Origin of the sequence: Streptomyces sp. BB1-1-1 (assembly GCF_031597775.1) — a bacterium.
Taxonomy (GTDB): domain Bacteria; phylum Actinomycetota; class Actinomycetes; order Streptomycetales; family Streptomycetaceae; genus Streptomyces; species Streptomyces thinghirensis.
Genome location: NZ_CP134203.1, coordinates 18,823 through 31,383, shown reverse-complemented (window position 1 = coordinate 31,383; position 12,561 = coordinate 18,823). Strand labels below are relative to the sequence as shown.

Here is a 12,561-nt window from a genome sequence, read left to right as displayed (position 1 = left end):
GTCGCCGTTGGTCCCCTGAAGCGTCTGCGGCAAGACCCGCGCCAGGGAAGCCCTCGGCGAAGTCCCTCCCTGCCTCGTCCGGGTCTCGCGTGCACCGCCGCTACAGGTGGCCTCCGTGATCCTTCCTCTCCGAACGGCGCCCCACCCGCCACCGCGGCACCGTGATCGCCTGGCTCTGGGACCCGGCGCAGTGCCGGACGCGCTGCCGCCAACGGCCAGGGGATCGGACGCTGCCGCGCTCGCGCACTGTCCTCGGCCTGCTCCGATTTCTCTCCGTTATCGACAAAACCTCACGCAGCAGGCATCCCGTTAGTTACGGTCTGTACTTGTTAGATAGCGCCCGATGTTTCGGTGCCCCGACCGGTGTCCACCGCCAGTCGGCAGTGCCCGGCACCGTAAGACCGATCCAGGGAACGGCCGATGACCGACTCCGACTCCGAGCCCCACGGCGCTGACAGCACCGTATTCGGCCGTGTCTCCGCACCCGCGACCAGATGGCAGTCCTCTGCAGGCCTCCTGGCCAGCGACGACGCCGCAGAGGAGGTAGGGAAGGTAGCCGGCACCGAGGACTCCACTCCTTTGAAGTTCCACGTTGCTCTTTCCTCTGACGCCTATCTGCAGCTCGACGACGTGGTCAGCACCCGCCGGGAGATCCCCGGGCGGGGCACGGTTGTCACGTCGGGCGTGGTGACCGAGGTGGTTGCCCGCCACGAGGGTGCCGCGTTCGGCTCGGACGTGTTCCTCATCGCCGATGGAATCCTGCCGGCGAACGTGCAGGAGATCGCCGAGGTCACCACCACTCGCGTCGACCCCGAGTGCTATGTCCCACCCCGTCCCGGCGAGGTCGCCATCCGGGCCGCGGGCGCGGCCCGGGACGCCGCGCTGTATTTCGACCGGATGGACGCGCGTGTTCCCGCCGGCATCGGCCGTGACGGCGAACCGATCTATCTCAACCTTGAGTTCCTTGACGGCACCCGCGGCGCCCACGTGTCGATCTCGGGTATCTCAGGGGTGGCAACCAAGACCAGCTTCGCGCTGTTCTTGATGCATTCGCTGTTCACCTCGGGTGCCCTGGGTGCCCGCGCGGTCAACGCCAAGGCCCTGATCTTCTCGGTCAAGGGCGAGGACCTGCTGTTCATCGACCAGCCCAACACCCGCCTCGACGGCGAGCTGAGCGCCACGTACGCCCAACTCGGCCTGCCCGCCCGCCCTTTTGCCTCGGCCGGCTTCTACGCTCCGCCGCTGCCAGGTGACACCACCGGCCGCCCCCACGTCACCGGCAGGACCAGCGGCGTCACCGCGTTCTGGTGGACCCTGGCCGAGTTCTGCGAACGCGAACTGCTGCCCTACGTGTTCGCGGACGTCGAGGACGAGAAGAACCAGTACACGGTCGTCGTGCACCAGGTCACCAGCCAGCTGCGCCGCGACGCCCAGCCCGCAGGCAACGACGGCGCGGTCACCATCGAAGGGAACATCCTCCGCACCTGGCCGGACCTGATCGACTTCATCTGCAACAAGGTCACCGACGACGTCACCCGCTCGGACTGGGCGGGCCCGGCCATCGGCCTGGGCACGGTGAACGCGTTCGTGCGGCGTCTGCGGTCGTCCCAGCGGCCGCTCGGGCCCCTGCTGCGCGGCGACCTGAGCACGGTCACCGAACACCCCGTTTCGCACTCCATCGACACCTCGCAGCAGCAGGTCACCGTGGTGGACCTGCACAACCTGCCGGAACGGGCCCAGCGGTTCGTCGTCGGTGTCGTGCTGGCCGCGGAGACCGCCCGCAAGGAGCAAGCCGGCCCGGGCGGGCTGCTGTTCACGATGGTCGACGAACTCAACAAGTACGCCCCTCGCGAGGGATCCTCCCCGATCAAGGACGTACTGCTGGACATCGCCGAACGCGGCCGCTCACTCGGCATCATCCTCATCGGCGCCCAGCAGACTGCCTCCGAGGTGGAACGGCGCATCGTGTCGAACTCCTCGATCAAGATCGTCGGCCGGCTCGACGCTGCCGAGGCCAGCCGCCCCGAGTACGGCTTCCTGCCCACCTCGCAGCGCCAGCGGGCCACGCTCGCCAGGCCCGGCACCATGTTCATCTCCCAACCGGAGATCCCAGTGCCCTTGGCCGTCGAATTTCCCTTCCCCGCCTGGGCCACCCGGCTCTCCGAGGTCGCCGACCCCACCTTCACCACCGGCACCCGCGCAGCCGGCCAGGCCACCGGCAGCGCGACACGACCGAACCCGTTCAGCAGGTTGCCCCAGCCAGAGAGCGATCCGTGGCCCGACGACACCGACGACGGCGCCATCGACGAGCCACCCTACTGACGTCTGCCACCTCCTCGGCGCACCAACGCGCCACGCTGCTCTGCTTCAGCCACCCGAAAAGGACCCCGCCTCGTGAAGTTCCTTCACACCTCCGACTGGCACATCGGCAAAACCCTCAAGGGTCGCAGTCGGCTCGAGGAGCAGTCACGCGTCCTGCGAGAAATCACCAAGATCGCGATCGACAACGACGTCGACGCCGTCCTCATAGCCGGCGACATCTACGAAAACGCCGCACCGACCGCGGACGCCCAGAGGCTGATCGTGTACACCCTGCTGCACCTGGCCAAGCAGGGCATCGAGGTCATCGTCATCGCCGGCAACCACGACCACGGCGCCACCTTCGAGGCCTACAGGCCGCTGATGAACGTCGCCGGCATCCACGTCTACGGACAGGCCAGAGCGGCCTCCAAGGGCGGCGTGCACACCTTCCGCGCCAAGTCCACCAACGAGCCCGTCAATGTCGCCGTCCTGCCGTTCCTCTCCCAGCGCTACGCCGTCCGGGCCGCGGAGATCATCGCCAACACCCCGTCGCAGAACGTCGGCGCCTACGACCAGCTCGTCCGTGACGTCCTGGCCAACCTGACCGGGGCGTTCACCCCGGACGCCGTCAACATCATCATGGCCCACCTGACCTGCACCGGCGGCACCTTCGGCGGGGGCGAGCGATCCGCCCAATCCATCATGGAATACCACGTGCCGGCCGCCATCTTCCCCGTCGACGCCCACTACGTGGCCCTGGGCCACCTGCACCGCCGACAGCAGATCCCCGCAGCCTGCCCGGTGCACTACAGCGGCTCTCCCTACGTCATCGACTTCGGCGAGCAGAACAACACCAACGTCGTCTGCCTCGTCGAGGCCACCCCCGGCACCCCCGCCCAGATCACCGACATCCCCGTCACGGCCGGCCGCGGACTGCGAACCGTCGAGGGAACCGTCGCCCAGCTGACCGCCGATCCCGCCGGCTACGGCGAGGACTACCTGCGGCTCGTGGTCACCCAGCCCGCCTACGCCGGCATGCGGGAGGACCTGTACGAAGCCCTCCCCAACGCCTTGCAGATCCTCATCCACCCCGATCACGCGAGCACCGGCGCCACGGCGGGGATCGGCGTTCACCAGCCGGTCAGGACACCTGCGCAGCTGTTTGCCGACTACTGCCACAGCGTCGGCGTCAGCGACGACCGGGTCACGGATTTGTTCAACCAGCTGCACGATGACCTGACCCGCTCGACCGCCCGTTCCTGACACCACAGGCCTGCCTCCGCCCGCGCAAAGGAGTCCCACAGATGCGTCCCGTTCGCCTGGAGCTCAACGGCTTCGCCGGCTTCCGCGCACCCACCGTGGTCGACTTCACCGACACCGACTACTTCGCCCTCGTGGGCCCCACCGGTTCAGGCAAGTCCACCATCCTCGACGCGCTGACCTTCGCCCTGTACGGCTCGGCGTACCGGTGGGGACGCAGCAACGCCATCGCCTACGCGCTCGCCCCCACGAGCAACCGGTGCACGGTCTCGCTCACCTTCGACGTCGGCTCGCAGCGCTACCGGGTCGCCCGCGAGGTCCGCCGCAGCGGCCAGACCATCCAGCAGAAGTCCGTCAGCCTGGTGCAGTTCACCGACCCCACCGTCACCGCGGTCGAGGCAGACGGGCCGCAGCCCGAAGTACTGGCCGGGGAGATCAAGGAACTCAACCCCGCCATCGAGCAGTTGCTCGGCCTGTCCTTCGACGACTTCTGCCAGTGCGTCGTCCTGCCCCAGGGCGACTTCGCCCGCTTCCTGTCCGCCAATGCCAGCGCACGGCAGCAGATCCTCCTCAAACTCCTCGGCGCCGCCCAGTACGAAGGCATCGGCAAGCGCGCCGGCGCCCAGGCCGACCAAGCAGCCAACGAAGCTGAGGTCCTCAACAACCAGCTGAGCCGGCACGCCGACGCTACCCCCGAAGCCGAGGCCGCCGCACAGGCGCGTGTCGAGGCCCTTGAACAGCTGGCCGTCACCGTCGACCAACTCGTGCCCCAGATCACCGCAGCACACACCCGCGCGCACGAGGCCGCCGCCCGAGCCGACACGCTGCGCGACGAGGCCACTCTGCTGACCTCCATCCGCACCCCCGACGGCATCGAAGAGCTGCAACGTCAGGCCACCCAGGCACATGCAGCGGCCCGGCAGGCCCGTGACGCCGCCGACGCGGCCGCCCAGACCCTCTCCGACGCCACCAAAGAGGCCCAGTCCGGGCCCCAGCGCACCGACCTGACCCCCGCCCGCGACCGGTACGCCGAGAGGGCAGCCCTGGCGGGGCGCCGCGACGGCGTCATCGCCGATGCGGAGCGCGCCCAGGGGGAGGTGACGCAGCGCGAAGAGCAGCTGAAGGCGTCGAAGGACGCCGTCGACGAGGCACGCCGCGTCGCCGAGGAGACCCGTGAGCGTCGCGACCACGCTCGACAGACGCACGAAAAGCTGCAGCGTCGCCACCAACTGCTGGTGGCCGTCCGCACCCCGGACGGCGTCACCGACTTGACCAGCCGCTCGGCCGCTCATGCCGACGAAGTCGAAGCCGCCGCCGGGCAGCTGGCCGCGGCCCGGGCCCGGCACGAGCAGGCTGCCCGTGCGCTGGCCGCCGCCGGCGATGGCAGCCGTCTCACGGACGCGCACCAGACGCTCGACCAACTCATCGACGTCATCGGCATGCTCACCGACGCCACCGGCGAACTGGACGCCTGTGCCGAGGCGACCAGCCGGACCGCGGAGGCGGTGGCCGGCGCGCAGGCGCGCCTGAACGCGGCCACGTCCGCGCTCGAGCAGGCCCAAGCCCTCGCTGGTGCCGCCCAGCTGCGACCCCAGCTTCAGGTGGGCCATGACTGCCCGGTCTGCGAGCAGAACGTCACCACCCTCCCGCCGCCGCTGTCCGACCCCGCGCTTCACGCAGCCGAGGAGGCGCGGGCCGCGGCCGCAGAAGAACACCGTGACCTGCTGGCCCAACACGAGGAAGCCAAAACGAAGGCTGCCGACAAACAGCGGACCGTCGACCAACTCACCACCCAGCGCTCCCTGCTCGACACGAGGCTGGCCACGCTGCTGCCCGGTCGCCCCGCCGGTGCCGACCGTGACTGCACCGCCGACCGCGGCCAACTCGACGAACTCACTGCATCCCGCGACCAGTTGACCGCTGATGAGCAGCAGGCCCGCGACGCGCTGCAGACGGCCCAAACCGCGCAGGATTCCGCCACGTCGGCGGCGACCGCGCTGCAGCGAGAACTCGACCGGGCCCGCAACGCCCTGCACTCGACACTGGGCACGGTGGCCGCCCTCGATCCGCCAGCAGCCGACACCGACGACCTGACCGCTGACTGGGCTGGCCTGGAGGCCTGGGCCCGCACCCAGACCGCCACCACAGAACGCGATCTTGAAGCCGCCGCAGCCAAAACCACCGAAGCCGAAAAGGCCCACTCGGACGCGACCATTGCGCGGGAGGCAGCCGACCGGGCGCAGTCCGACGCCCAAAGCGCTCTCACCGCAGCCGTTCGGAACGCCGTAACCGCCAACCTTGAAAAGACGAAGCTGACCGACCGCCTGAGCGAACTCGATAAGTTTCTGGACCAGGCGCCTGCGGAAGACGAACTGCCGGCCCTGTTCGAGGAATGCGCCCGCCTCGAGGCGGCCGTGACGACAGCCGCCGCTGATGCCGGCCACACACGAGAGACAGCCAAGGCAGCGGCGGCCGAACAGGAGCAGTGGCAAGAGCGCACCGCGAAAGCCCGGTCCGTGTTGACCACCAGCCGTGATGCGGTGGCGGCGCTGAATCCACCGAGTCTCGATACCGACGACCTCGCCGTCGCCTGGTCCACCCTGACCGGCTGGGCCAGCCGGTCGGTCAGCGACCGTCAGGCCGCCACCGTGTGTGCAGAATCCGACGCCCAGACCGCCCAGGCCGAAGCCGACCAGTTCCTGGCCCGCCTGGAGACACTCCTGCGCGACAACGACCTGGATCCCCACGGCCTCGGCGACGCCCCAGCGCGTGCCGCACAGGCCCCGCGGATAGTCGCGGTCACCGCCGAACGCGCCCGCAGCCAGGTCGAAACGATCCAACGCAGCCGTGCCGACGCTGCCTCGATACGAGACAAGATCGACGACGCCCGCACCCGGCAACAGGTGGCCGCCGAGCTCGCCCGGCTGATGCGGTCCAACAAGTTCCCCCAGTGGCTCGCCAACTCAGCCCTCGACACCCTGGTCGCCGGCGCCTCCAAGTCGCTGCGCCAACTGTCAGGCGACCGCTTCGACTTCAGCCACCAAAAGGGCGAGTTCTACGTCATCGACCACTTCGACGCCGACTCGCCGCGCTCGGTGCGCACCCTTTCCGGCGGCGAAACCTTCCAGGCCAGCCTGGCCCTCGCACTGGCCCTCTCCGACCAACTGGCCGGACTGGGTGGCGCCACGAAACTAGAATCAATCTTCCTCGACGAAGGGTTCGGCACCCTCGACACCGATTCGCTCCAGACCGTCGCCGACACCCTGGAAAACCTTGCCCAGGGAGAGCGGATGGTTGGAGTGATCACCCACGTCACTGCACTCGCCGAACAGATCCCCGTCCAGTTCCACGTCCAGCGTGACACCCGCACCTCCACCGTCACCCGGCAGGGCACATGACCAGCGCAGCACAGGCCTCCCGCCTGCGGTTCCACGTCGACGGCTGGGACCCCACCTACGGCTCCAGCGTCGAGAACGCCGAGAACGGCATCGAAGACTCGACAGCCAAGGTCACCCCCCACATCGAACTCGCCCCAGCCGACTGGAAGCCCATCTCGCCCTCACAAGTATCCGCCCCAGGCGCAGTCCTTTTCATCGACGGCGTCCGCCGCGTCGAAGCCCGTATCTGGATCGAGCAGCCCCCATCCGCCGAACCGGCCACAAGCACCAGCAACACAGCCCGGCACGCCCTGATGGCGCTATGCGCCTCCTACGCAGCGGGCACTGTCTGCTGCTGCCCCGGCCACGGCGCCCATCTGCTGACCATCGACTACCGACGTGGTCTGTTCACCACCGCCACCAACGCCGCCGACGTGCCCACCGCAGCCGGAACCTACAAGGCCCACATCACCCCCGACGACCAGGACCAGAACCTCGCCGTGCTGCTCTCGACGGCGCTGCAACGCCAACTCGCCGATCTCGAGGTCCTCGTCGCCACCCATGCCCGCACCGCCCTGTCCGACCATGGCGTCCCCGAAGGCTCGGACCTACTGGTCGTGGACGGCCCGCTGCGCGGCCGCACCCACCTGCCGCGCGCACTGGGATTCATCAAGTCCCACCGCACCGCCTACCTGCCGCCCGACCTCCACGCCATGATCTCCACCCTGGCCCCCGGCGAGCGCAGCCCGGTGTTCCTGATGGGCACTTCCTGGGACCGCCACGCCTGGTACCTCCGGCTGCCGTGCACACCCGGTGCCCCGTGGGCCGGGGTAGTGCGGCTGGAATGCGCCGCCGACATCTCTGCGACCGAGGCGATCGAAATGGCAAACCTCTCCCAGGTCATCCTGCCGCGATACGCCAGCATCGAGTACAAAGACACCCGGGCCCCGCAGAACCTAGTGCCAGTCGCCGGACTGGAGAGAGAACTACGCCGCCACCTGGGCAACCCCGTCCTACTCAGCCGCGCCCTCCGCATAGCATCGGCAGGCTGAGCCGCAGACGCCCGCCAGCTCCACGTCCGCAAAACCACCAGCCCGCCCACACTGTCGAAAAGATCTTCCTGCAACGCCCCCAATGACCGCCTCACCAGTTTCATCTCCCGGAGCGGCGTCCCACATGGCCACAGCACCCATCGAACTACGCCCCCACCAAAGGGAAGCCGTCTCCGCGACCACCCGCATCCTCGGCGAGCACCCCCGCGCGAGCGTGATCGCTGCATGCGGCACCGGCAAGACCCTCATCGCCGCCCGCACGACCGCCCGCATCGCCCGGCGCGGCCGTGCTCTGGTGCTGCTGCCGACGCTGGACCTGCTGTCGCAGACAATCCGCTCCTGGCACATGGCCGGCCGCAAGGGCACCACCGTGGCGGTGTGCTCGGCCCGCCAGGCCCTCGACCACGAGCCGCTCGGCGCCGACATCCCCCTCACCACGGACCCCGCCGAACTCACCACCCTCATCGCCGCACCCCGCCCGGGGCCGATCACCGCATACGCCACCTACGCTTCCTTGCCCGCCGTGATCGCCGCCCACCGCGACCACCACCTGCCCCCCTGGGACCTAGTAGTCGTCGACGAAGCCCACCGCACCGCCGGCCGCCTCGGCAAGGCCTGGGCCGCCGTCCACCACGACGACCAGATCCCCGCCGCCCGCCGCCTCTACCTGACCGCCACCCCCCGCATCTGGGACCCCGCAGAAAACCCAGACGACGACACTGACGCAGTGGCGTCTATGGACGACGAGACCCTCTTCGGCCCCGTCGCCTACCGGCTGACCCTCTCCGACGCCATCGACCTCGGTCTGCTCGCCGACTACCAAATCCTCGTCCCCGTGGTCACCGACGAAGACCTCCGCGACTGGCTGGCCACCGGACCCGGCGCTGGCGTCGACGGACTACGCCTGGCAGGCCGCCAGGTCGCCGCTCTGCGCGCCATCCACGACCACCAGCTGCGCCGCATCCTGACCTTCCACCACCGCGTCGCCGACGCCCGCGCCTTCGCCACCACACTGGCCGACACAGCCGCCACTCTCTCCGCCGACCTGCGTCCGCAAGGACTATGGGCGGACTGGGTCAGCGGCAGCCATTCCCCTCAAGTCCGCCGCCGCCTCCTGCTCGAGTTCGCCGCCCACACTGGCCCCCACGCCCCCTCCGTGCTGTCCAACGCCCGTGTCCTGGGGGAGGGCATCGACGTGCCCGCCATCGACGCCGTCGTCTTCGCCGAGCCCAAAAACAGCCCCGTCGACACCGTCCAGGCCGTTGGCCGCGCCCTGCGCCAGCAACCCGGCGCCCGCAAGAAGGCCACCCTCGTGGTCCCCGTCTACCTCACCCCCGGCGAAGACCCCGACGACCTCCTCGGCGCCGACGCCTACACCCCGCTGTGGCATACCATCCAGGCCCTGCGCGCCCACGACGACCGCCTCGAAGCGCGCCTGGCCGACCCCCGCACCCACCGGCCCACCATGCCCCCGCACGACCCCGACGCCTGGCTGCACTTCGACCGCCCCACCCAGGCCGAGGAAGTCGCCCTCGCCCTCTCCCTACGGGTTCTGGCCCCCAAGAGCGCCGAATGGCGCCGCGGCCTCACCGCGGCACGTCGCTACCACCGCACCCACCACCACCTCGACGTCCCCCAGAACTACGAAGACTCCACGGGGTACGCCCTGGGCCGCTGGCTCACCTGGCAACGCCACCTCCACACCGCCGGCAGCCTCGATGCGGCTCGCACCCAGGCACTCGAACGCCTCGGCATCATCTGGGACCCCCGCCAACAGGCCTTCGACCGGGGCCTTGCCCACGCCACCGCATACGCTGCCCACCACGGCCACCTCGCGGTTCCAATCGACCATGTCCACGACGACTTCCCCCTCGGCCGCTGGCTGGCCACGCAACGCACCCGCGCCGACCACCTCAGCGACGAACGCACCGCCGCCCTCACCTCCCTGGACCAGTGGTGGAACCCGCCCTGGCCGATCACCTGGCAACGCGCCTATCACGCCGCCCGCCAGCAAGCGGAAAGGGAAACGACCGCCTCATCGGTACAAGAGTGGCTCACGGCCCAGCAGGCTCGGGCCGACGTCCTGCACCCCGAGCAGTGCCGCCTCCTCAAGGGCCTGGGACTCGACCTGCCGGATGCGCCCGTTCCTTACAGTGAGGACAGCCAGTTGTCGGCACGTGAGCGCGCGTTCCAGCGCGGACTGGCTGCCGCACGAGCTTTCCGTGAGCGGGAGGGCCATCTCAACGTTCCCCAGCGGCACATCGAAGAGATCGAAGGCGACCACGTACGCCTGGGACAGTGGCTGAGCAACCTGCGCCGCCGCCGCTCCAGCCTCAGCCCGCAGCGGCAGGCTGCCTTGGCAGAGCTGGGTGTGTAACCGTCGTCGCTCTCGTGGCCGGGGCGGCGTCCATCGCATGGCTCTCCTCAAGCAGCATGCGGACCTGAAGAATGAGTTCTACGAGCATGTCCGCGTCGAGACCCAGCAGGTCCCGGAGACTGAATAGCGGCTACGGGAGACCGTCACCAGGCTCAGGAAAGGCCTGGCCAACAAGGAGGCGGAGCTCGACGAGCTCCGCCATGGTGACCAACCTGGCGCTCGCCAGCGCCGTCCTCATTCATGAGCAGGGCCCACTGCCGCCTTCGGCCCCTGGCACCCCGGACAACGTCATCTCGCTTCCTGCTGGCCCGGGGAGAGTCGAACAAGCGGCTGAGCACAGATATCCGTACGGGGTGGTGCATGACAGAGTCGTCCGCGACTGAGGACGTTCAGTGGTACGTCTCCTCTTTTCGAGGAGGGGAGACGTCCGCGGTCAGGCGGCGGACTGCAGGACGGTGTGGTCGGCAGCGAGCGCTCGGAGGCGGGCGGCCACGGTCTGCGGGCTGAGTGCCGAGAGGACCCACAGGGCACTGAGGCGGCAGCCGGAGGACCAGATAGGGGCTGTCGGTGGCCGGAACGGTGTCACGGTGATGGCCTGGGCCGCGAACGGAGCCTCATCGAGATAGGCCATGTCGCCGATCCCGCACAGATACGCGCGGGCGCTCGTCTGGAGCGGCTCGTGCCGCGCCCCCATTTTCCCCGCCATCACAGCTTCTTACGGAAATGGCTCGAACCGTCACTGTCTGCCCGTGAGGTCGGCCACCCTGCACGAGACATTCCTGTTCGCCTCGCGGAGCCCGCGCCCGGCCTGAATGCCCTCGTGAGCGCCTTGTACGGAGGTCAACTGCCGGTGCGCCCGCCGACCGGATGTGCGTACACGGCCCGGCAGCTGCAGGTGCGGGCCGCCGGGGAGGAGCACGCCTCGTCTGTCCTGAACTCACCTCAGAATCAGTGCTGTTGAGGGCGTCCCGTTGATCGACTGTCAGTGGCCGCCGCCAGCATGGGGGTGCTGCGGGAAAAACCACGACCACCTTGGGGGAACCACATGCCATTTGTCCGGCCGTACGTGCGCTCTGACGGAACGCCGGTACGCGGACACTCCCGATGGGCGCCGGGCGCCCGCCGGGAGATGACCATCTTCGCTGTCTTCGGCCTGGCCGTACTGGGACTCGGCAACACCTCGACCGCGAACGGAACAGACAGCGGATCGCCCACGCCGTCGGCGATCTACCCGGTCCGCTTCGACGACGTCACCGCCGACGCCTCACGGGCAGCTGTTCCACGTCCGACGGTGTCGTACCCGATCAAGTTCGACACCCCTGAGCCGCGGAAGGCGGCGCCTACACCCAGCGTGTCGTACCCGATCGACCTCTCTGCCCTGGGAGGTGGGCGATGACCCGGCGTCCACCGGCCAGGCGACAGGCGACCCCGCGGCCCGGCCGCCGACGCAGCCAGCAGGACCTACCCGTCACCGTCCTGGCCGTGGTCGCGATCGCAGCGGCCGGCCTGGTGGTGATGGTCGTCAACTGGCTGCTCGCGCACTGGTGGCTGCTGCTCATCGTCGCCGTCGTCGCCGTTCTGGGCGGCATCGGGTGGTGGCAGGAGCGGACCCAGCGCGTGCAGTGGGCGCGTGCCAGAGCGCGGGCCCTGCGCTACGGGCTGGCCCAGCTGGACGCGCTGGGCCACCGCCAGTTCGAATACGCCATCCGCGACCTGATGAACCGGGACGGCTGCACCGACGCCGTCCAGGTCGGCGGGCAGGGCGATCTGGGAGCAGATGTGAAGGCGACCGACCCGCAGGGCCGGCGCTGGGTGATCCAGTGCAAGCATCGCCGACACGGTGAGCGAGGCGCCGCTGTGGGCACCCCGGAGCTGCAGGTCCTCAACGGAACGGGACGCCCGGTCCACAAGGCGGATGTCGTGGTGATGGTGACGAACGGCAGGATCACCCAACCCGGCCGCGTCTTTGCCCGGCAGCAGCGGCTGCACCTCGTCGACCGCCAGCTGCTCGGTTCCTGGGCTGCCGGTTCGCGGCCGTTGTGGGAGCTGCTGCCCGTGCTTCCCCCACCCCGTAAACCCGCACAGCTCTCCTGAACCTCATCTGTCCCTGCCGTCGGCCATCCCCGCAGCCAGAATCCGCGAGAACAGCAACTCTGCCCAACTGGCGTAACCCAAAACGCAGTTACGGGCCCGG

General features: G+C 69.3%; 8 protein-coding genes. 7 read left to right on the top strand and 1 reads right to left on the bottom strand.

The annotated features are described in order from the left end of the window. Positions 1–420 precede the first annotated feature (420 nt). From RI578_RS00110 to RI578_RS00090, 5 genes are all read left to right on the top strand, one after another. Positions 421–2,322 (top strand): ATP-binding protein, encoded by a 1,902-nt coding sequence (locus RI578_RS00110; RefSeq protein ID WP_310869079.1) that lies wholly within the window; start codon positions 421–423, stop codon positions 2,320–2,322. Between the two features lie 72 nt (positions 2,323–2,394). Further along, entirely contained in the window at positions 2,395–3,564 is a 1,170-nt protein-coding gene (locus RI578_RS00105) for an exonuclease SbcCD subunit D (RefSeq protein WP_310869078.1), read from the top strand. Between the two features lie 41 nt (positions 3,565–3,605). Beyond that, positions 3,606–6,959: an SMC family ATPase gene (locus tag RI578_RS00100; RefSeq protein ID WP_310869077.1), complete on the top strand. Its 3,354-nt coding sequence runs from the start codon at positions 3,606–3,608 to the stop codon at positions 6,957–6,959. Further along, positions 6,956–7,990, top strand: coding sequence for a hypothetical protein (locus RI578_RS00095; protein ID WP_310869076.1), 1,035 nt, complete (start codon positions 6,956–6,958; stop codon positions 7,988–7,990). The genes RI578_RS00100 and RI578_RS00095 overlap by 4 nt, the downstream gene beginning before the upstream one ends. Before the next feature lie 124 nt (positions 7,991–8,114). Further along, entirely contained in the window at positions 8,115–10,367 is a 2,253-nt protein-coding gene (locus RI578_RS00090; protein ID WP_310869075.1) for a Helicase associated domain protein, read from the top strand. A gap of 433 nt (positions 10,368–10,800) precedes the next feature. Here RI578_RS00090 and RI578_RS00080 read toward each other — a convergent pair whose 3' ends face one another. Beyond that, a complete protein-coding gene (locus RI578_RS00080; RefSeq protein ID WP_310869074.1) occupies positions 10,801–11,073 on the bottom strand; it encodes a hypothetical protein in 273 nt (90 codons plus the stop codon). A gap of 423 nt (positions 11,074–11,496) precedes the next feature. Between RI578_RS00080 and RI578_RS00075 the strand changes: the two genes are divergently transcribed. Both RI578_RS00075 and RI578_RS00070 read left to right on the top strand, forming a co-directional pair. Continuing rightward, positions 11,497–11,763 (top strand): hypothetical protein, encoded by a 267-nt coding sequence (locus tag RI578_RS00075; RefSeq protein WP_310869073.1) that lies wholly within the window; start codon positions 11,497–11,499, stop codon positions 11,761–11,763. Then, positions 11,760–12,461 carry a restriction endonuclease gene (locus tag RI578_RS00070; RefSeq protein ID WP_310869072.1) on the top strand — a complete coding sequence of 234 codons (702 nt, stop codon included), beginning with the start codon at positions 11,760–11,762 and terminating at the stop codon, positions 12,459–12,461. The genes RI578_RS00075 and RI578_RS00070 overlap by 4 nt, the downstream gene beginning before the upstream one ends. The last annotated feature ends 100 nt before the right edge of the window (positions 12,462–12,561 follow it).

Excerpts from the sequence above, each read along its gene's own strand:
- RI578_RS00080 (WP_310869074.1), bottom strand. The coding sequence starts at position 11,073 with ATGGCGGGGAAAATGGGGGCGCGGCACGAGCCGCTCCAGACGAGCGCC.
- RI578_RS00075 (WP_310869073.1), top strand. The coding sequence starts at position 11,497 with ATGACCATCTTCGCTGTCTTCGGCCTGGCCGTACTGGGACTCGGCAAC.
- RI578_RS00095 (WP_310869076.1), top strand. The coding sequence starts at position 6,956 with ATGACCAGCGCAGCACAGGCCTCCCGCCTGCGGTTCCACGTCGACGGC.
- RI578_RS00110 (WP_310869079.1), top strand. The coding sequence starts at position 421 with ATGACCGACTCCGACTCCGAGCCCCACGGCGCTGACAGCACCGTATTC.
- RI578_RS00090 (WP_310869075.1), top strand. The coding sequence starts at position 8,115 with ATGGCCACAGCACCCATCGAACTACGCCCCCACCAAAGGGAAGCCGTC.
- RI578_RS00100 (WP_310869077.1), top strand. The coding sequence starts at position 3,606 with ATGCGTCCCGTTCGCCTGGAGCTCAACGGCTTCGCCGGCTTCCGCGCA.
- RI578_RS00070 (WP_310869072.1), top strand. The coding sequence starts at position 11,760 with ATGACCCGGCGTCCACCGGCCAGGCGACAGGCGACCCCGCGGCCCGGC.